This window comes from Serpentinimonas barnesii (assembly GCF_000696225.1).
Taxonomy (GTDB): Bacteria; Pseudomonadota; Gammaproteobacteria; order Burkholderiales; family Burkholderiaceae_C; genus Serpentinimonas; species Serpentinimonas barnesii.
The window spans coordinates 1-19966 of the sequence record NZ_BAWN01000008.1 but is presented as its reverse complement, the minus strand read 5'-3'; the positions used below and the strand labels follow the sequence as shown (position 1 = coordinate 19966).

The 19966-nt window shown below is 69.2% G+C and carries 17 protein-coding genes and 1 pseudogene; 5 read left to right on the top strand and 13 right to left on the bottom strand.

Annotated features, from left to right (window positions below; all coding sequences use genetic code 11):
* Nucleotides 1-237 precede the first annotated feature (237 nt).
* The 3 genes from chrA to SRAH_RS02810 are packed head-to-tail and all read right to left on the bottom strand — an operon-like array spanning nt 238 to nt 3528.
* Nucleotides 238-1485, bottom strand: coding sequence for a chromate efflux transporter (gene chrA, locus SRAH_RS02820; RefSeq protein WP_045475967.1), 1248 nt, complete (start codon nt 1483-1485; stop codon nt 238-240).
* A gap of 55 nt (nt 1486-1540) precedes the next feature.
* Nucleotides 1541-2968: a Y-family DNA polymerase gene (locus tag SRAH_RS02815; RefSeq protein ID WP_082210036.1), complete on the bottom strand. Its 1428-nt coding sequence runs from the start codon at nt 2966-2968 to the stop codon at nt 1541-1543.
* 17 nt (nt 2969-2985) lie between these two features.
* On the bottom strand, nt 2986-3528 hold the full coding sequence (locus SRAH_RS02810; protein WP_232840970.1) for a LexA family protein: 543 nt from the start codon (nt 3526-3528) through the stop codon (nt 2986-2988).
* Between the two features lie 136 nt (nt 3529-3664).
* On the opposite strand from SRAH_RS02810, the gene SRAH_RS02800 reads away from it, so the two are divergent.
* The 5 genes from SRAH_RS02800 to ruvC are packed head-to-tail and all read left to right on the top strand — an operon-like array spanning nt 3665 to nt 8928.
* The gene (locus SRAH_RS02800; RefSeq protein WP_029461836.1) at nt 3665-5911 is read left to right on the top strand and encodes an EAL domain-containing protein; all 2247 of its coding nucleotides are present in this window, start codon (nt 3665-3667) and stop codon (nt 5909-5911) included.
* A 19-nt stretch (nt 5912-5930) separates the two neighbouring features.
* A complete protein-coding gene (locus tag SRAH_RS02795; protein ID WP_029461835.1) occupies nt 5931-6770 on the top strand; it encodes a creatininase family protein in 840 nt (279 codons plus the stop codon).
* A 5-nt stretch (nt 6771-6775) separates the two neighbouring features.
* Nucleotides 6776-7621, top strand: a complete 846-nt coding sequence (locus SRAH_RS02790) for an energy transducer TonB (protein WP_149028913.1) — start codon at nt 6776-6778, stop codon at nt 7619-7621.
* Between the two features lie 17 nt (nt 7622-7638).
* Nucleotides 7639-8349, top strand: coding sequence for a monofunctional biosynthetic peptidoglycan transglycosylase (mtgA, locus tag SRAH_RS02785; RefSeq protein ID WP_029461833.1), 711 nt, complete (start codon nt 7639-7641; stop codon nt 8347-8349).
* Nucleotides 8350-8379: 30 nt separating this feature from the next.
* Nucleotides 8380-8928: a crossover junction endodeoxyribonuclease RuvC gene (gene ruvC, locus SRAH_RS02780; protein WP_029461832.1), complete on the top strand. Its 549-nt coding sequence runs from the start codon at nt 8380-8382 to the stop codon at nt 8926-8928.
* Between the two features lie 6 nt (nt 8929-8934).
* On the opposite strand, the gene SRAH_RS02775 is transcribed toward ruvC, so the two are convergent.
* From SRAH_RS02775 to murD, 10 genes and pseudogenes are all read right to left on the bottom strand, one after another.
* On the bottom strand, nt 8935-9126 hold the full coding sequence (locus SRAH_RS02775) for a hypothetical protein (protein WP_029461831.1): 192 nt from the start codon (nt 9124-9126) through the stop codon (nt 8935-8937).
* A 1-nt stretch (nt 9127) separates the two neighbouring features.
* Nucleotides 9128-10051 (bottom strand): UDP-3-O-acyl-N-acetylglucosamine deacetylase, encoded by a 924-nt coding sequence (lpxC, locus tag SRAH_RS02770; protein WP_029461830.1) that lies wholly within the window; start codon nt 10049-10051, stop codon nt 9128-9130.
* An 89-nt stretch (nt 10052-10140) separates the two neighbouring features.
* Nucleotides 10141-11385, bottom strand: coding sequence for a cell division protein FtsZ (gene ftsZ, locus SRAH_RS02765; RefSeq protein ID WP_029461829.1), 1245 nt, complete (start codon nt 11383-11385; stop codon nt 10141-10143).
* A gap of 40 nt (nt 11386-11425) precedes the next feature.
* Complete coding sequence (gene ftsA / locus SRAH_RS02760; RefSeq protein ID WP_029461828.1) at nt 11426-12655, bottom strand: cell division protein FtsA; 1230 nt, start codon at nt 12653-12655, stop codon at nt 11426-11428.
* A 12-nt stretch (nt 12656-12667) separates the two neighbouring features.
* Complete coding sequence (locus tag SRAH_RS02755) at nt 12668-13498, bottom strand: cell division protein FtsQ/DivIB (protein ID WP_045475961.1); 831 nt, start codon at nt 13496-13498, stop codon at nt 12668-12670.
* Nucleotides 13499-13502: 4 nt separating this feature from the next.
* A complete protein-coding gene (locus SRAH_RS02750) occupies nt 13503-14525 on the bottom strand; it encodes a D-alanine--D-alanine ligase (RefSeq protein WP_045475958.1) in 1023 nt (340 codons plus the stop codon).
* Nucleotides 14522-15982 carry a UDP-N-acetylmuramate--L-alanine ligase gene (gene murC / locus SRAH_RS02745; RefSeq protein ID WP_045475956.1) on the bottom strand — a complete coding sequence of 487 codons (1461 nt, stop codon included), beginning with the start codon at nt 15980-15982 and terminating at the stop codon, nt 14522-14524. The genes SRAH_RS02750 and murC overlap by 4 nt, the downstream gene beginning before the upstream one ends.
* Nucleotides 15979-17153, bottom strand: a pseudogene (gene murG, locus SRAH_RS02740) (undecaprenyldiphospho-muramoylpentapeptide beta-N-acetylglucosaminyltransferase). Before murG ends, murC begins: the two are co-directional and overlap by 4 nt.
* Nucleotides 17150-18478, bottom strand: a complete 1329-nt coding sequence (gene ftsW, locus SRAH_RS02735; RefSeq protein ID WP_082210035.1) for a putative lipid II flippase FtsW — start codon at nt 18476-18478, stop codon at nt 17150-17152. Before ftsW ends, murG begins: the two are co-directional and overlap by 4 nt.
* Nucleotides 18475-19966 (bottom strand): UDP-N-acetylmuramoyl-L-alanine--D-glutamate ligase (gene murD, locus SRAH_RS02730; RefSeq protein WP_149028911.1); only part of this gene is annotated, 1492 nt, incomplete at its 5' end. The genes murD and ftsW, both read right to left, overlap by 4 nt.

The window sequence follows — 19966 nt, the reverse complement described above, 5'->3', positions numbered from 1 at the left end:
AAGGCTGTGCGCCAACGGCCTCGCAACCCCAGCAAACTGGGCGCAAGACCGACATGGGTTTTGCCTTGCGCTTGCCGATTGGTGTGCGGCGGCGCGGCTGGAGTTCCCCGGCTGCCGTGGCTCGGTGCGCGCAGATTGCAACAAATTGTGCGCCTGCCAACCCGCACGCCCAAGCCAAGGCTCGGGCGGCTTGCGCGCGCGCTGCGCCTGTGATCGGGGGGCATCTGCGGCGCCTGATTAGCCCAGCACCACCGCCCCCACCGCCCCCAACACCCCGCAGCCCAGCACCACCAGCCAGGGCGGCCACTTGCCCCACAGCAGCGCCAGCGCGGCCAGCGCCAGCAGCGCCAGATCGTGGGCGCTGGCCAGCACCCCGGCTTGCAGCGGCAGCAGCAGGGCGGTCAGCAGCAGCCCAACCACGGCGGCGTTGACACCGGCCAGCGCGCTTTGCGCCGGCGCGCTCTGGCGCAAGCGCTGCCAGTGCGGCAGTGCGGCCAGCAGCACCAGCATGCCGGGCGCAAACACCGCCAGCAGCGCCAGCACGGCCCCCAGCCAGCCGCCCATGGCCGCGCCCAAGAAGGCGGCAAAGGTGAACAAGGGCCCGGGCACCGCTTGCGCCGCCGCGTAGCCGGCCAAAAAGGTTTCCAGATCGACCCAGCCCTTGGGCACCACCTCGGCTTGCAGCATTGGCAGCACCACGTGGCCGCCGCCAAACACCAGCGCGCCGCTGCGATAAAACACCTCCACCAGCGCCACCCAGAAGCTGCCGCTGGCCCAAGCCCACAGGGGCCAGAGCGCCAGCGCGGCCACAAACACGGCCAGGCAGCCCCAGGCGAGGCGGCGGCTGACCGGGATTTGCAGCGCCGCCTGCGCGCCCTCGGCCGGGGCCGGATTCGGAGCTGGGTCCGAGGGCGTGACCAGCCCCCAGCGACCGATCAGGGCGCCGAGCACGATCACCCCCATCAGCGTCCAAGCACCAGGCCAGAGCCACACCGCGGCGGCGGCCAACAGGGCCAAGGCGCGCCGGGGCGCGTCGGGGCAGAGGCTGCGCCCCATGCCCCAGACGGCTTGCGCCACCACCGCCAACGCCGCCACCATCAGGCCCGGCAACAGCCCGGCGGGCAGCACCTGGCCATGCTGCAGCAGCAGGTAGGCAAAAGCGACCAGCAGCAGCGCCGAGGGCAAGGTAAAGCCACACCAAGCCGCCAGCGCGCCACGCCACCCCGCCCGCGACCAACCCAGCGCAAAGCCGACCTGGCTGCTGGCCGGCCCGGGCAGGAACTGGCACAGCGCCACCAAGCTGGCGTACTCGTGCTCGTCGAGCCAGCGCCGCTGCTGCACAAATTCGGTGCGGAAATAGGCCAGATGCGCGATCGGGCCACCAAAGGAGGTCAGGCCCAGGCGCAAAAAAACCCCAAACACCGCCCACGGGTGGCGGTCGGCGGCGGCATCGGTGGGCAGGGGGGGTGGCGGTGTGGTGCGCATGGCAACCTAGCCTACACCCTCTTGGTGACGCAACCCTGCACGCGCATGGGCGGCCTTAGCCGGCGCGAACCTGCAGCAGCTCGTCCCAGCGCGTGGTGTAGCGCGGCGAGCGGCGCTGCTGGCGCATCTGCCACGGTCGCGGCGCGGGCTCGGTGCAGCCCGCCGTGCCGCCACCCCCACCTGCCCCACCTGCCCCACCTGCCCCACCTGCCCCACCTGCAGCGCCCAGCCAGAGCGCCTGCGCGCCGAAGCGGTCGTTGACGGCATCAAGCGCCCGCATCAGGCGCTGGCTGCGCCCGCTGCCCGCCTGCGGCGCACCCCAGTCGAGTTCAGCTTGTGGCGGCCCCGACTGCAGATCGAGCAGCAGCACGCCCGCCTTGGCGTAGCGGTAGCCCGGCCGGTACAGCGCCTGCAGCGCCTGCAAGGTGGTGCCGACCAGACGCAGCGTGTCGTCGCTGGGCGGGTTGAGCGGCAGCACCAGCGAGCGCGCGTAGGGAGCGTCTTGGGGTCGAAACGGGCTGGTGCGGATGAACACCAGCAGCGCGCCGGCGCGGCTGCCTTGCTGGCGCAGCTTGCGGGCGGCGCGGCTGCCAAAGTGGCTCAGGGCCTGGCGCAGATCGTCGAGCTCGGTCACCGGCTGCCCAAAGCTGCGCGTGACGGCGATTTGCTGCTTGGGCGCGGGCACTTGCTCGAACCCGATGCAGGCCAGGCCGCCCAGCTCGCGCACGGTGCGCTCGAGCACCACCGACCAGCGCTGGCGCACCAGCGCCGGATCGAGCCGCTGCAAATCGAGCGCCGTCTGCACCCCGTGGGCCTGCAACTGCGCCGCGCTGCGCGGCCCCACGCCCCACACCTCGGCCACCGGGGTGCGCTGCAGCAGCCAGTCGCGCTGGCGCGCAGTCAGTTCGAGCAGGTTGCAGACCTGGGCCAGCCGCGCCGGGTAGCTGCCGGGCTTGCGCTCGGCGCTCTTGGCGATGTGGTTGGCCAGCTTGGCCAGCGTTTTGGTGGGCCCGATGCCGATGCAGGTCGGCAAGCCGAGCCAGCGCTGGATGCGCTCGCGGGTCTGGCGCGCGCGTGCGCTGGCCTCGGGCAGCCCGGTGAGGTCGATGAAGCACTCGTCGATCGAATAGATTTCCTGCCCCTGCCCGAGCTCGGCGGCCACCTCCATCAGGCGCTGGCTCATGTCGCCGTAGAGCGCAAAATTGGCCGACAGCGCCACCAAGCCGGCCTGCTGCTCAAGGTGGCGGATGCGAAACCACGGCGCGCCCATGGCCACGCCCAGCGCCTTGGCCTCTTCGGAGCGGGCAATGGCGCAGCCGTCGTTGTTGGACAGCACCACCAGCGGCCGCCCGCGCAGGCGCGGCTCAAACACGCGCTCGCAAGCGGCGTAGAAGTTGTTGCCATCCACCAGCGCAAAGGCGCCCGCTGGCGGGGGCGGCGGCGCGGCGGCGGCAGCATGAGCGGGGGCGATAGGGGCGGACATGGTGCGGGCGTCGGCACTCAGTAGGCCATTTTTTTAATGGTTGCCGTCACCACGCCCCACACCTCCAGCGTCTGGCCCTCGCTCAGCACGAGGTCGGGGTAGTCGGGGTGCGCGGCCACCAGCCGGGTGCTGCCGGCCTGGCGGTGCAGGGTTTTGACGGTGAGTTCGTTGTCGAGCAGCGCCACCACGATGTGGCCGTGGCCGGGCGTGAGCTGGCGGTTGACGACGATCAGGTCGCCGTCGTCAATGCCCTTGCCCGTCATCGAAACGCCGCGCACGCGCGCCATGAAGGTGTAGGGCCGGTCGAGCGCCAGATGCTCCAGCAGGTCCACCCGCTCGTGCTGGAAATCGGCCGCTGGCGACGGAAAACCGGCCGGCGGGCGGCCATCGAGCAGCGGCATGCTCAGCGCCGCCCCCGGCCCGAGCAGGTCGCGCAGCTGCTGCACGCTGGCGGGTTCGAGCCATTGCAGGGCCGCACCCGCCGGGTGGGCGGGCGCAGCCGGGGGCGCGCTGGCAGGGGGCGCGCAGGCGGTGTGTGCGGGTGCGGCAGGGCGGGTCATGGGGCCGATGCTAATCGGTTTGGGCCGCCTGTGTAAAACTTGTGACAAACCCCCGGCAGTAGGTATGATGCCGTCCTGTCACATCATTTTTAAGCAAATGTGATTCAATATTAAACCCGATGCCACTTGCTTGTGCATGATCACCTCCCGCCCTGAAGACGCCGCCCACCCCAGCGCCATCCGGCACCGTGGCGCATGGCGCTGGGCCGCGCAGGCCAAGGTGTTGCAGCGCGGCCTGTTGTGCGCCTTGTTGTGGGTATTGGTGGCCGAATGGACGCTCCATTTCGCCATCGAAGGGCTTGGGATGAGCCTGATCTGGCCCGCCAACGGCGTGGCACTGGGCGCCGTGCTGGCCTACGGGCCGGCCATGATCCCGGCCCTTGCGCTGGGGGTGGCGGCTTGGCATGCCTGGCACGGCATCGGCCCGCTGGCGTCGCTGATCGGCATTGGGGCCTTGGTGCTGGCGCTGCTGCTGGCTTGGGGGATGCTGCGCCTGCTCTACCCGCGCCTGCAGAGCCGCAACCCGCTGCTGCAAACCGCCGGCTTTCACCTGCTGGCGGTGCTGCCCGCCAGCGCGGTGCTCACGCTGCTGGGCGGCTGGCAGTTTTTGCTGCTCGATTCCCCCGCATGGGCCGATTACGAGGTGCTCATCCTGATGGCGCTGTCGCAGGTGTTTGGGCTGTTGATGTTTGGGCGCGCCACGCAGTTGCTGCTCAACGCCCTCAAGCACCGCGCCTACCCGTGGCGCCACCTGCTGGACCGACAAACCGTGGCGTGGTGCAGCCTGTTCGTGGTGTTTGGGCTGCTGGCCCATTTGGCCCAGCACGCCAGCCTCGGCTCGGCCGAAGCGATCCGCTACCTTTTTCTGGGGCTGGTGGCGTGGGCCGCCTTTGCCGCCCGTCCCTTGCTGGTGCACTGGGCCACGGCAGCCGCCGCGGTGACCATGGTGGCACTGGCCCCCCAGTTTCCGGCAGCGGATGCGCACGCCCTGACTTGGATCATCGACCAGACCGTGCTGCTGATTTTTCTGGCGGCGGTCGGCTTTCTGGTCTCGGCCGTGATGGCGCAGCGCCGCCTGCTCGAACGCGCCCTGCGGCGCGCCGCGCACACCGACCCGGTCACCGGACGGCTCAACGAAAGCGGCCTGATCGAGCACCTGCACCAAAGCGCCCCGCCCCCAACCTTGCTGGGCGTGGAGGCCAGCAACCTGAGCCAAATCGAAGACCGTTTCGATCTGGCGCTGGCGCGCTCGGTCGAGCGCGACATCTCGGCCACCTTGGGGCAGTTGGTGCCCAGCGGCACCCAGATCAGCCGCATGAAAGAGGGGTTTTTTGTGCTGTGCCTGCGCCCGGGCTGGGCCAACGAGGGCCTGGTAGAGGGCATCCAACAGGCCCTCGAAGGCAAGCGCTATGCGGTGGCGGGCGAATCGACCCGGCTGCGGCTGGCGATTGGCCGCCTCGACGACGTGGGGCACCCCTTGCAGGCCGAGCACCGGCTGGCGCTGCTGGCTCAGGCCACCCAAGTGGACTGGAACGGCCGCAGCGCCGCCACCCGCGACCCGGCCCAGCCCAAAAACCTGTTGCGCCTGCGCCGCCAGCAGATTGAGTGCATCGACCACCTGCGCGAGCTGCTGCGCCAGCCGCAAGCCGACACCGACACCGGACTGTGGCTGGCCTGCCAACCGATCCGGCGCGCCTTGCGCGGGCAAGAAGAAGTGGGCGCCGAGGTGCTGCTGCGCTGGACCCAGGCCGACGGCAGCCCGATGTCACCGGCCGAATTTTTCCCAATGGCCGAGCGCCATGGCTTGGCTGCTGCGCTCGACCGCTGGGTGCTCACCGAAGCCGCCAAGCAGGTGCGCCCGCTGGCGCAGCGGCGCGACAAAAACTGGAAGCTGTCGGTCAACCTATCGGGCGCCTCGGTGTCCGATCCGGCCTTGTTCGACGACATCGTCGCCGCCATCGCCGTCAGCGGCTTGGGTGCTCGCCAGTGGTGCTTCGAAATCACCGAAACCGCCGGCATTGCCCAGCGCGCCCAAGCGGTGGAGCTGTTTCAGCGCCTGCGCCAGCACGGCGCCAGCACCTCGCTGGACGATTTCGGCACCGGACTGGCCACCTTTGACTACCTGAAAGCGCTGGAGGCCGATTACCTCAAGATCGACGGCTCGTTCGTGCGCGCAATCGAAACCAGTCGGGTCGATCAGCAGATCGTGCGCTCGATCTGCGAAGTCGCCCGAACCATGCGCCTGCAAACCATTGCCGAATTCGTCGAGCGCGATTCACAACAGCACCTGCTCGCCGCCTACGGCGTGGACTTTGTGCAGGGCTACGGCATTGCCCGGCCCCGGCCCTTGAGCGCACACGTGCAGCAGTTGCTGGCGGCCTGATGCGCGTTAAGATGCCCCCATGAGCACCGCCCCCCACTTGCCGCGCTGGGCCGACCTGTGCCACCCCGACTTCGCCACCCTCGACCCGTCGCGCACGGTGGCGCTGCTGCCGGTGGCGGCGATCGAGCAGCACGGCCCGCACCTGCCGCTGTCGGTCGATACCGACCTGACCGAAGGCGTGCTGGCGGCGGCGGCGCCGCACCTGGGGGCGGATTGGCCCGTCTATGTGCTGCCGACGCAGGCAGTGGGCTACAGCAGCGAACACCAGCGCTTTGCCGGCACCCTCACGCTGCAACCCGAGACCGTGCTGCGCCTGTGGCTGGAGCTGGGCGAATCGGTGGCGCGCGCCGGGGTGCGCAAGCTGCTGCTGTTCAACGGCCACGGCGGCCACCACGGCCTGCTGGAGGTGGCCGCCCGCGAACTGCGCGGCCGCTGCAACCTGCTGGTCTATGGCGCCAGTTGGTACAACCTGCCCTTGCTCGACGCGCAAGGGCAAGACTTGATGCAGCGCCTGAGCCCCGAGGAGCGCCGCTTTGGCATCCACGCCGGCCAGCTCGAAACGGCGCTGATGCTGGCGCTGCGCCCGCACCTGGTGCGCATGGAACGGGCGCGCCACTTCCATTCCAGTTCCGAAGAGCGCGCGCAGCGCTGGCCGATTTTGGGCAACGGCCGCAGCGCCAAGCTGGGCTGGCAGATGCAAGACTACCACCCCGAGGGCGCGGTGGGCAACGCCGCCGCCGCCGATGCCGGGCTGGGCCACGAGCTGCTGCAGGCTGCGGGCCGTTCGCTGGCTGCGCTGCTGCGCGAACTGTGCCAGTTGCCGCTGAGCACCCTGGTGCAGGATAATCGGGCACCGTGAAGCTGTTGCGCTCCCTTGGCACCCTGCACCTGGCGCTGGCCTTTTCGCTGCTGGCGCATGCGGTCGTGCTCACGGTGCAACTGGTGCATCCGCAAGGCCTGCAACGGGTCTGGCACGACACGCCGCTCGATGTGATTTTGGTCAATGCGCGCGCCGAGCAGGCACCCGCGCAAGCGCAGGCCATTGCCCAAGCCAACCTGGCCGGCGGTGGCGAGGCCGATGCCGGGCGCGCCACCTCCCCGCTGCCACCGGCCGCAATCGAGCGCAGCGGCGACGCGCTGCAAGAACAACAACGCCGCCTGCAGGAGATGCAAGCCCAGCAAAGCCGGTTGCTGGCGCAGTTGCGCCAACAAGTGGCCGCCATCGCGCCCTTGCCCGCAGCACCCGCGCAACCCGATCCGCAGGCGCAGGCGCAGGAAGAACGCCGCCTGGCCCTGCTCCAGGCCTTGGCCGAAATTGAGCAGCGCATCAACGAACAAAATGCCCGCCCACGCAAGCGCTACCTCGGCCCTGCCACCCGCGAGGCGGTGTACGCCATCTATTACGACCAATTGCGCCGCCGCATCGAAGACCACGGCACCGCCAACTTCCCGCAACTCGATGGGCGCAAGCTCTATGGCGAGTTGAGTATGGTGATCACTGTCAACCACATGGGGCAGGTGCTCGACACCGAGGTGGTGCAAGGCTCGGGCCTGCCGGCGCTGGACAGCCGCGCCGAAGCGATCGTGCAGAGCCTCTCCTTTGGGCCCTTCACCCAAGCCATGCGCCGCCAGACCGATCAGATCGTGGTGGTGTCGCGCTTTCGTTTCAGCCGCGACGAAGGGCTGCAAACCCGGATCGGTAGCCGATGAAGACCCGCCCCCCTTGGTTGCGCTTTTTGCTGCGTTGGCTGCTCTGGCTGCTGCTGGCCGCACTGGCTTTGCAACTGTTTTTTTTGCTGCGCATTGCCACCATGGCGCTGCTCGACCCGGCCAGCACCACCTTCCAGCGCTCCGAGGCCTGGCGCATCGCGCACGAACGCGGCGAGCTGCGCTGGGCCCAGCAGTGGGTGCCTTATGAGGCCATTTCACCGCACCTAAAACGCGCCGTGATCGCCTCCGAAGACGCCGACTTTGCCACCCACATGGGGGTGGACTGGCAAGCCCTGCAATCGGCCTGGGAGCGCAACCTGCGCCGCCAGGCCGCCGCCGAGGCGCGTGGCCGCAACGCCCGCCTGGTGGGCGGCTCGACCATCACGCAGCAACTGGCCAAAAACCTGCTGCTCTCGGGCGAACGCACGCTGCTGCGCAAGGGCCAAGAGCTGGTGCTCACCAAAATGCTGGAGCTGCTGCTGAGCAAGGAGCGCATTTTGGAGATCTACCTCAACAGCGTGGAATGGGGCGAGGGCATCTTTGGCGCCGAAGCCGCCGCGCAGCACTACTTTCGCAAACCGGTGGCGCGCCTGAGCGCCCACGAGGCGGCGCGGCTGGCGGTGTTGCTGCCCGCCCCCAAGCGCTTTCAGCGCCAGTTTCGGGCCGGTTTCATCGACCAGCGCAGCGCCACCGTGCTGGCACGCATGCGCGATGTGCAACTGCCCTAGACCAGCGCCCGCGTGTCAGATCCTCACCCCATGCGCATCCTCGGCATCGACCCCGGCTTGCAAACCACCGGCTTTGGCGTGCTCGACGTGCACGGCCCTGAGCTGTGCTACGTGGCCAGTGGCACCATCCGCACCCAGAGTGGGCCGGGCAAGCTGCTGCCGCAGCGGCTGGGGCTGATCTTTGCCGGCATCCAAGAGGTGGTGCAGCGCTACCAGCCCACGGTGGCGGCGTGCGAGATCGTGTTCGTCAACGTCAACCCGCAGGCCACGCTGCTGCTGGGGCAGGCGCGCGGCTGCTGCCTGACGGCGCTGGTGGCGGCTGGCCTGCCGGTGAGCGAATACACCGCCTTGCAGTTGAAGAAGGCGGTGGTGGGGCACGGCAAGGCGGCCAAGGCGCAGGTGCAAGAGATGGTGCGCCGCCTGCTGCAACTGCCCGGCCTGCCCGGGCCCGACGCCGCCGACGCGCTCGGGCTGTGCATCACGCACGCGCAAGTGGCGCGCACGCAAGCCGCCATTGCGCGCGTCAGCCCCCTGCAGGCGCGCTCGCACGCCGCCTACAAGGGCGGGCGCAACTACTGAACCGGGCTAGCCAAACATCGACCAGTCGAACTGCGACACGAACAGCACCCCGAAGAACACCAGGATGGCCAGCAGCGTCCATTTGAAAATGGCAAAGCCCCAGCGCCGATAACGCACCTGACCGGTGATGAGGTAGAGCAAAAAACTCAGCGCGCTGGCGCCGAGCAGCATGAAAACGAGGATGCGCAAGGCGATCATGCTACCAAGCCGCCGCCAAGCGGCCCAAGCCCGCCGGTGCGCGCGCGTCGTCGTCAAAGGTCGTCACCTCAAACGCCTCGGGCTGCGCCAGCAACTCGCGCAGCAGGCGGTTGTTGAGCTCGTGCCCGCTGCGGTAGGCGCTGTAGGCGGCCAGCATGGGCTGCCCCACCAGGTACAGGTCGCCCATGGCATCGAGAATTTTGTGCTTGACGAACTCGTCGGCAAAGCGCAGCCCGTCGGCGTTGAGCACTTTCACGTCGTCCATGACGATGGCGTTGTCAAGCCCGCCACCGAGCGCCAGCCCCTGACCGCGCAGCGCCTCGACGTCGCGCGAAAAACCAAAGGTGCGGGCGCGCGCAATCTCGCGTGCATAGGGGTCGCGCCCCAACTCGAACTCGACTTGCTGCGCACTGGCGTTCACGGCCGGGTGCTCGAATTCGATTTCGAAGCGCAGCTTGTAGCCGTGGTAGGGCTCCAGCCGCGCCCACTTGAGGTGCCGGCCCTCGCCTTGGCGCACCTCGACCGGGTGGCGCACGCGCAAAAAGCGCCGCGGCGCGGCCTGCGCCACGATGCCCGCGCTTTGCAGCAGGTAAACGAAGGAAGCCGCCGAACCGTCGAGGATGGGCACCTCTTCGGCCGTGATGTCGACCAGCAGGTTGTCCACCCCCAAGCCGCAGCAGGCGCTCATCAGGTGCTCGACCGTGCTCACCTTGACGCCGCCGCTGGAGAGCGTGGAGGCGCGCCGGGTGTCACTGACCGAGGTGGCGCGTGCTGGGATGGTGACCGGCTCGTTGAGATCGATGCGCCGAAACACGATGCCGGTGTCGGGCGCCGCCGGGCGCAGCGTGAGCTCGACGCGCTCGCCGCTGTGCAGGCCAACCCCCACCGCGCGGGTCAGGGTTTTGAGGGTGCGTTGTACGATCATCTGGCCCATTGTAGTTTTTTCTGCACGAACGGGCCGTAGCGTGCCGCGTAAGCCCCCGTGACAGCGGTAAGCAAACGCAAGCCGCGCCTTCAGTCGGCCTGGCGGCGCAGGAAGGCCGGGATTTCGTGGTCGTCCATGCCCCCCAGCGACAGCGCCTCGACGCGCGCGGCGGCCGCGCTGCGGTCGTGCGGCCGCTGCCAGACCTTGGGCACCTCGGTGTTGCCCGCGCGCGTAAACCCGCCGCCACGCACCCCCGCGCCCGTGTTGCCGGCGCCCACCGGCGTGGTCAGGGTGGGGATGAAGGGCACGTCGTCGGTGCCGGTGCGCAGGCTGCGCGCCGGGCTTGGGACCACGCTCAGTGGCTGGCGCGCACCGGCGCGGTTCAGGCCCGTGGCCACCACCGTGACGCGTATGGCATCACCCAGCGCATCGTCGTAGGCGGTGCCATAGATCACGTTGGCGTCGCCGGCGGCAAAGGCGCGGATGGTGTTCATGGCCAGCTTGGACTCGTTGAGCTTGAGCGAGCCCTTGGCGGCGCTGATCAGCACCAGCACGCCCTTGGCGCCCTTCATGTCCACCCCTTCGAGCAAGGGGCAGGCCACGGCCTGCTCGGCGGCGATGCGGGCGCGGTCGGGCCCGCTGACTACGGCGGTGCCCATCATGGCTTTGCCCGGCTCGCTCATCACGGTGCGCACGTCCTCAAAGTCCACGTTCACCAGCGCTTCCACGTTGATGATCTCGGCGATGCCGCCGACGGCGTTTTTGAGCACGTCGTTGGCTTCGGCAAAGGCCTCGTCTTGCGTCACGTCGTCGCCGAGCACCTCTTGCAGCTTGTCGTTGAGCACCACGATCAGCGAATCCACGTGCCCTTCGAGCTCGGCCAAGCCGGTGTCGGCGTTTTTCATGCGCCGATCGCCCTCCCAGTCAAAGGGCTTGGTGACCACGCCCACGGTGAGCACGCCCATCTCTTTGGCGATCTTGGCAATGATCGGTGCCGCCCCGGTGCCGGTGCCGCCGCCCAAGCCGGCGGTGATGAACAGCATGTGCGCGCCCTCGATGGCGTCGCGGATGGTGGCCTCGGCCTGCTCGGCCGCCGTGCGCCCCTTGTCGGGCTTGCTGCCCGCGCCCAGGCCGGTCTGGCCGAGCTGGATCACGCGGTGCGCGGCGGTTTTGCCTAGCGCCTGCGCGTCGGTGTTGGCGCAGATGAACTCCACCCCTTGGACCCGGCAGCGGATCATGTGTTCGACCGCATTGCTGCCGCCGCCACCGACGCCGATCACCTTGATCTGGGTGCCACGGTTGAACTCTTCCACTTCGATCATTTCAATGCTCATTGCCTTACTCCTTGCTTGTCCAGAAAAAACGCCAAAAAATTCAGAAATTGCCCACAAACCAGTCTTTGAGGCGGCCCACGGCGCTGCCCATGGAGCCGCTTTTCTGTGCCACCTTGTGCCCGCGCAGCCGCGCCAGCCGCGCCTCTTCGAGCAAGCCCATGACGGTGGCGGCGCGTGGTTGCGCCACCATGTCGCTTAAGGCCCCGCGGTAGCTGGGCATGCCCCGGCGCACCGGCTTGAGGAAGATGTCCTCGCCCAGCTCGACCATGCCCGGCATGGCGGCGCTGCCGCCAGCGAGCACGATGCCGCTCGAGAGCAGCTCCTCGTGCCCCGAATCGCGGATGACTTGCAGCGCCAGCGCAAAGATTTCTTCCACCCGCGGCTCGATCACGCCGGCCAGCGCCTGGCGGCTGAGCAGGCGCGGGCCCCGGTCGCCCAGCCCCGGCACCTCGACTTGTTGCTCGGGGTCGGCCAGCAACTGCTTGGCGCAGCCGCTCTCGACCTTGATGTCCTCGGCGTCCTTGGTCGGGGTGCGCAAGGCCATGGCGATGTCGTTGGTGATGAGGTCGCCGGCGATCGGGATCACCGCCGTGTGGCGGATGGCGCCACCGGCAAAAATCGCCACGTCGGTGGTGCCGGCGCCGATGTCGAGCAGCGCCACCCCGAGCTCTTTTTCGTCGTCGGTCAGCACCGACAGGCTGGAGGCGAGCGGGTTGAGCAGCAACTGCTCCACCTCCAGCCCGCAGCGGCGCACGCACTTGAGGATGTTTTCGGCCGCGCTCTGCGCCCCGGTGACGATGTGCACGTGCGACTCGAGCCGGATGCCGCTCATGCCGATCGGCTCCTTGACCTCCTGCCCGTCGATCACAAACTCCTGCGGCTCCACCAGCAGCAGGCGCTGGTCGGTCGAGATGTGGATCGCCTTGGCGGTATCGATCACGCGCGCCACGTCGGCCGGGGTGACTTCGCGCTCGCGGATCGCCACCATGCCGCTGGAGTTGAGGCCCCGGATGTGGCTGCCGGTGATGCCGGTGTAGACGCGTGCGATGCGGCAGTCGGCCATCAGCTCGGCCTCTTTGAGCGCCTGCTGGATGCTCTGCACGGTGGCGTCGATGTTGACCACCACGCCGCGCTTGAGGCCGTTGCTTGGGGCCACACCAAAGCCGGCCAGCTTGAGGGCCCCATCGGGCAGCACCTCGGCCACCACCACCATGATCTTGGCGGTTCCGATGTCGAGTCCGACGACGATGTCTTTGATTTCTTTGGGCATGGCGGTATTCGATTAAGGGGTCGGTGCGGCGGGGGCGGACGCTGGGCTGCTGGGTGCGAGCTGCAGCGGCGGCAGTTGCAATTCGGCCAGCGTGCTCACGCCTTGGATGCGCAGGGCGTAGCCGTCGGGGTGGCGCAGATCGACGGTTTCTAGGGGCCGCCCGCCGTAGTGCTGCAGCAGGGCCGGCACGGTTTGGGTGAAGCGCTCCACCCGCTGCTGCAACTCCAATGGGCTGCCGCGCCCGATCTCGATACGGGCGCCGTCGTCGAGCACGATGCGCCAACTGCCGCGCTCGTCGAGCGACAGTTGGTCAATGCCCCAGCCCTTGCGCTCAAACGCGGGCCGCACGCTGCGGTACAAATCGAGCACCTGCGTGGCCCGCTCGCTGGGGCCAGCCAAAACGCTCCAGTTCAGCCCTTGCGCCAGATCCGGCTCGGCCTCAAACACCTCGCCGTGCTGGTTGAGCAACTGCGTGCCCCCGGCTGTGCCCCACCAAGCCAAGGGCTGGTGTTCTTCGATGGTGATGCGCAGCCGGTTCGGAAACTCGCGCTGCACCACGGCGCTGCGCACCCACGGCGCGCCCTGCACCAACTGCTGCACCTGGCGCAAGTCGAGCGTGAACAGGTTGCCCTGCAGCCGCCCCGCCAAATGCGCCTGCAGCGCGGCCGCGCGCTGATGCTGCACATCGCCGTAGACCTCGATCGCGCTCAAGCTCCAGACCGGTTGCCGCAGCACCCAGCCGCCCAGCGCCACCAGCACCAGCACGGCGGCAAGCGCGTACAGGACAGCGGCGGCGCCGTCCATCAGGCGCACGTCGAGCGGCAGGGGCAGGGTGGCGTTCATGGCTTTACTGGGCTTGCCCCGCGCTGCGGATGCCGGTGCCGGGCAACGCGGTCGGCAAGGGGTTGTCGAGGCTGGCGCTGGCCAGCACCTGCAGGCACAAGGCCTCGTAGCTCAGGCCCACGGCGCGCGCCGCCATCGGCACCAGCGAGTGCCCGGTCATGCCGGGCGAGGAGTTGAGCTCCAGCAGGTAGGGGCGGCGCGTGGCGGCGTCGATCATCACATCCACGCGCGACCAGCCGCGGCAGTCCAGGCTCTGGTAGGCCTGCAGCGCCAGGCGCTGGATGGCGGCCTCCTCCGCCGCCGGCAAGCCACTGGGGATGAGGTACTGGGTTTCGTCGCTGAAGTATTTGTGCTCGTAGTCGTAGTTGCCGCCGGGCACTTGGATGCGGATCAGGGGCAGCGCCTGCGCCGCCGCGCCCTGGCCCAGCAGCGCCACCGTGACTTCATCGCCCGCAATGTATTGCTCGCACAGCACCTCGGGGTCGCATTGCGCCGCCAGCGCGTAGGCTTGCGCGCATTCGCTGGCGTGGCTGATCTTGCTTAAGCCGATGGTGGAGCCCTCGCGCGCCGGTTTGACGATCATGGGTGCGCCCAAGGCGGCCAGCGCGGCCTCGGTTTCGGCGCCGCTGCGCACTTGGCGCCAGTCGGGCGTCGGCAGCCCCTCGGCGCGCCAGACGCGCTTGCTCATGATTTTGTCCATGCTCAGGCTGGAAGACAGCACGCCGGGCCCGGTGTAGGGGATGCCCATGAGCTCCAGCGCGCCCTGCACCGTGCCGTCTTCGCCAAAGCGGCCATGCAGGGTGATGAAGGCGCGCGCAAAGCCCTGGCCCTTGAGCTGCCAAAGCTCGCGCTCGGCCGGGTCGAAGGCGTGGGCATCGACGCCGCTGCGCTGCAAGGCCGCCAGCACGCCCTGCCCGGACATGAGCGAGACTTCGCGCTCGGCCGAAAAGCCGCCCAGCAGCACCGCCACCTTGCCCAGTGCGCGCGCATCGATAGGGTTGGCGCTCAGGTTTGCATTGGAGTTCATGCGGGCTCCTGTTCGGGTTTGGTGGGTGCGGGGGTGGATGGCGTGCAGGCAGATTGCGCCGCCTCGGCCAGCTCGCGCACCTGCGCCGCCACGCTGCCAATCGAGCCCGCCCCCATGCACAGCAGCACGTCCCCGGCTTGGGCGTTGTCCAAGATGGCTTGCGCCAGCGCCCCCACCTCGGGCACAAACATCGGTTCGAGCTTGCCCGCCACGCGCAGCGCCCGCGCCAGCGCCCGGCCATCGGCGGCCACGATTGGGGCTTCGCCAGCGGCATAGACCTCGGTCAGCAGCACGGCGTCGGCCGCACCCATCACGCGCACGAAGTCTTCAAAGCAGTCGCGCGTGCGGCTGTAGCGGTGCGGCTGAAAGGCCAGCACCAGCCTCCGCCCAGGGAAGGCCCCGCGCGCCGCCGCCAGCGTGGCCGCCATTTCCACCGGGTGGTGCCCGTAGTCGTCGATCAGGGTGGCCGTGCCGCCACCGGGCAGCGGTGCCTCGCCATGGCGCTGGAAGCGCCGCCCCACGCCCTTGAACTGCGCCAGCGCCTGCAGCAGCGCGGCATCGGGCAGGCTGAGCTCGGCCGCCAGCGCAATCGCTGCCAGCGCGTTGAGCACGTTGTGCTGCCCCGGCAGGTTGAGCACCACGTCGAGCTCGGGCAGCTCGACCCCGTTGCGCCGCTGCACCCGAAAGTGCATCTGCGCCCCCACGGCGCGCACATCGAGGGCGCGCACCTGTGCGTCGGCGCTCAGGCCGTAGCTGGTGATGGGGCGCTGGATGTCGCCCAGCAGGCCGCGCAGGTGCGGGTCGTCGATGCAGACCACGGCGGCACCGTAAAAGGGCATGCGGTGCAGGAACTCGACAAAGGCCTGCTTGAGGCGGCCGAAGTCGTGCCCGTAGGTGTCCATGTGGTCGGCGTCGATGTTGGTGACGACCGCCAGCACCGGCAGCAGGTTCAGGAAGGAGGCGTCGGACTCGTCGGCCTCCACCACGATGTACTCGCCGGCCCCGAGGCGCGCATTGGCCCCGGCGCTGTTGAGGCGCCCGCCGATGACGAAGGTCGGGTCCAGCCCGGCGGCGGCGAGCACGCTGGCGACCAGGCTGGTGGTGGTGGTCTTGCCGTGCGTGCCCGCAATGGCGATGCCTTTTTGCATGCGCATCAGCTCGGCCAGCATGAGCGCGCGCGGCACCACCGGCAGCAGCCGCTCGTGCGCGGCCACCACCTCGGGGTTGTCGGGCTTGACGGCGGTGGAGGTGACGATGCAGTCGGCGCCCGCGATCTGGCTGGCGGCGTGCCCAATGTGCACCTGCGCCCCGAGCTGCTGCAGGCGCTGCGTGCTGGCGCTGGCGCTCAGGTCGGAGCCGCTGACGGTGTAGCCCTGGTTGAGCAGCACCTCGGCGATGCCGCTCATGCCCGAGCCGCCGATGCCGACGAAGTGGATGTGTCGAATCGCGTGTTTCATGGTTTTTTGTGGGCGATCAGTTGTTCGCAGGCTTGCTGCAGCGCCTGCACGGCCCCGGTGCGCGCCTGCGCGTGGGCCCGTTCGGCGCGCTGCAGCAGCTCGGCACGGTCGAGGCTTTGCAATTGCTGCGCGAGGTCGGCGGCATTGAGCAGCGGCTGTGGCAGCAGCCAAGCTGCCCCGGCATCGACCAAAAAGCGGGCGTTGTGGGTCTGGTGGTCATCGACGGCGTGCGGGAAGGGCACCAAGATGGCGGCGGCACCGACGGCGGCCAGCTCGGTTACGGTGCTGGCCCCGGCGCGCGCCAGCACCAGGTCGGCCTCGGCATACGCGGCGGCGGTGTCATCGATGAAGGGGGTGAGTTCGGCCTGCACCCCGGCGGCGGCGTAGGCGGCGCGCAGGGCCTCGATCTGCTTGGCCCCGCTTTGGTGCCGCACCAGTGGGCGCTGCGCCGGGTCGATTAAGGCCAGCGCCTGCGGCACGGTGTCGTTGAGGGCCTGGGCGCCCAGGCTGCCGCCCACCACCAGCAGCTTGAGCGGCCCGCTGCGCCCGGCAAAGCGCTGTGCCGGTGGCGGCTGCTGCGTGAAGGCGGCGCGCAGCGGGTTGCCCACCCACTCGCCCTTGGGCAAGGCCTTGGGGTAGGCGGTAAAGACGCGGTCGGCCACCTGCGCCAGCACCTTGTTGGCCAGCCCGGCGATGGCGTTTTGCTCGTGCAGCAGCAAGGGGGAGCCGGCCAGCACGCTCATCATGCCGCCGGGAAAGCTGATGTAGCCGCCCAGGCCCAGCACCACGTCGGGGCGCAGGCGGCGCAGCACCTTGTAGCTTTGCAGAAAAGCCAGTTGCAGCCGCAGCGGCAGCAGCGCCAGCCGCAGCAGGCCCTTGCCGCGCACGCCGCCGAAGTTCACCGGCTCGAAGGCAAAGCCGCGCTCGGGCACCAGCTTGGCTTCCATGCTCTCGGGCGCGCCGAGCCAGTGCACGCGCCAGCCGCTCTCGCGCAGCGCCTCGGCCACGGCCAAGCCGGGAAAGATGTGGCCGCCGGTGCCACCGGCCATGATCAGCGCCACCGGGCTGGAGTTGCGGCTGGTACTCATAGCCGGCCTCCGTGCATCAGCAGCAGGCTGCGCCTGCCGGCCCGCTTCGCGGGCTTTCTATTTTGCTGAAACCGCAAACTCATACCCGGCCTCCGTGCATGAGTTTGCGGTTTTCGTGGTCCGCGCGCAGCACGATGGCAACCGCCACCAGGTTCATCAGGATGGCGGAACCGCCAAAGCTCATGAAGGGCAGCGTCAGGCCCTTGGTGGGCAAGGCGCCCAGGTTGACACCGATGTTGATGAAGGCCTGAAACCCGATCCACAGCGCGATGCCCTGCACCAGCAGGCCCGAAAACACCTGCTCCAGCGCGATCGACTGGCGCCCGATCTGCATCATGCGCCGCACCAGCCACCAGAACACGGCGATCAGCAGCAGCACCCCGACCAGGCCCAGCTCTTCGCCGATCACGGCCAGCAGAAAATCGGTGTGCGCTTCGGGCAGCCAGTGCAGTTTTTCGATGCTGGCGCCAAGCCCGACGCCGAACCACTCGCCGCGCCCGAAGGCGATCAGCGAGTGCGTGAGCTGGTAGCCCTTGCCCAGCGCGTGTTCGGCGCTAAAAGGGTCGAGGTAGGCAAAGACGCGCTCGCGCCGCCACGGCGAGCTCATGATCAGCAGCGCAAACACCGCCCCCAGCAGCCCGGCCGCCAGGAAAAACATGCGCGCGCTCACGCCGCCCAAGAACAAAATGCCCATGGCGATCACCGCGATGACGATGAAAGCGCCCATATCAGGCTGCAACAGCAGCAAAAAACCGATCAGCCCCAGCGCCACGCCCATGGGCAGCACGGCGCGCCAGAAGCGTTCTTTGAGCTCCATGCGCCGCACCATATAGCCCGCGGCGTACATGGCTATCGCCAGCTTGGCCAGCTCGGAGGGCTGGAAGTTCATCAGCCCGAGCGGAATCCAGCGCCGTGCGCCGTTGACTTCGCGCCCGATGAAGGGGATCAGCACCACGATCAGCAGCAGCACCGATCCGGCCAGCACCCACGGCGACCACTGTTGCCAGCGCTGCATCGGCACCTGAAAAGCCAGCAAGGCCGCCACCGTGCCCACCCCCAGGGCGATGCTGTGGCGGATCAGGAAGTGTTCGTGGTCGAGGTTGCGAAAGCGCGGGTTGTCGGGCATGGCGATGGAGGCCGAATAGACCATCACCAGGCTCCAGCACAGCAGCGCCACCACAACCCACAGCAGCACCTGGTCGAAGCCCAGCTCGCGCACGGCGGTGCCGCTGCGGCGGCGCGCGTGATCAACGCTGGCCAGGCGCACCGGCAACTCGCCGGGGGCGGGGTCGCCGCGCAGCCAGCCCAGCGCGCTCGCCGGGGCGCTGAGTAGGCGTGCCCACACCCCGGCGGCACCGGCGGCGGGGCTGCTGGCCAAGGCGGCCGAAGCGGAATGTGGGCGGCTCATGTGGGCGTGCCCCCTTCCTGCTGCAGCTCGCGCACCGTGGCCACGAACACCTCGGCGCGGTGCGCGTAGTCGCGAAACATGTCGAGGCTGGCGCAAGCCGGCGAGAGCAGCACCGCGTCGCCGGGGCGCGCCTGGGTGGCGCACCAGCGCACGGCTTCGGGCAAGGTGGTGCAACGTTGCAGGGGCACACCGGTTGCGCCCAGCACCGCTTCGATGGCACCGGCATCGCGCCCGATCAGGGCCACGGCGCGCACGTAGCGCGCCACGGCCGGGGCCAGCGGCTTGAAGTCTTGCCCCTTGCCGTCGCCGCCCAATATGAGCACCAGCCGCCGCTCGACCCCGAGCCCATTGAGTGCTGCCAGCGTGGCCCCAACGTTGGTGCCTTTGCTGTCGTCGATGTATTCGACTTCGGCCACGATGCCGACTGGCTCGACCCGGTGCGGCTCGCCCCGGTAGTCGCGCAAGCCGTGCAGCAGCGCCGCCAGTGGAGCCCCGGCGGCGGTCGCCAGCGCCAAGGCCGCCAGCGCGTTGCTGGCGTTGTGACGGCCCCGGATGCGCAAGGCTTCGGCGGGCATGAGAAGCTGCAACGGCGCGTCGCTGGACTGGGCGCGCACCAACCAAGTCAGGCCGTTGACGGTTTGCAAGCCCCAGTCGCCGGGGCGCTGGGGGGCATCGGTGCCGAAGGTGACGTAGGGACGCACGGGGGCGCTCAGTGCAGCGGCTTTGGCGGCGTGGCGGCGCACTTTGCCGCCTGCTGCGGCAACAGGGGCCGGGGCTTGCGGGCACCAGCCCATGACGGTGGGGTCGTCGCGGTTGAGCAGCATCAGGGCGCGCTGGCCGTAGATGCGCGCTTTGGCGGCCCCGTAGGCGGCCATGCTGCCGTGCCAGTCGAGGTGGTCTTCGCTCAGGTTGAGCACGGTGGCGGCGCTGGCCTCGAAGCCTTGCACGGCGTCGAGTTGGAAGCTGGAGAGTTCGAGCACCCAGGCTTGTGGCAAGTCGGCGCTGTGCAGTCGCTGGCGCAGTTCGTCGAGCAGGGTGGGGCCGATGTTGCCCGCCACCGCCACCGACCAGCCGGCCGCGCGCAGCAGGTGTGCGGTGAGGGCGGTGGTGGTGGTTTTGCCGTTGGTGCCGGTGATGGCGAGCACGTGGGGGCGGTAGCTGGGGCTGGTGGACGCGCTGGGGAGGGTTATGGCTGCGGTTGCTGGGGCGAGGGCATTGGCATTGGCGTTGGCGTTGGCGGCGCTGCTGCAGCCTGGGGTGGGGGCGGTCTCCTCAGTCGCAGGCTCCGATTCGTCGCCCACCCCCACCCCAGGCCGCAGCAGCTCGTCCTTGGCGGGGGTTGGGGTGCTGGCGTGCGCAGCGGGGGCTGGGCCGGGCCGGTGCGCGGAATCGGCGAGCAGCTCATGCGTGCACGGAGCTGCGGCTGCGGTGGCGGGGGCCGGGCTGGGCCGGGGTGAGGAATCGGAACGTGTGACTGACGAACCCCGG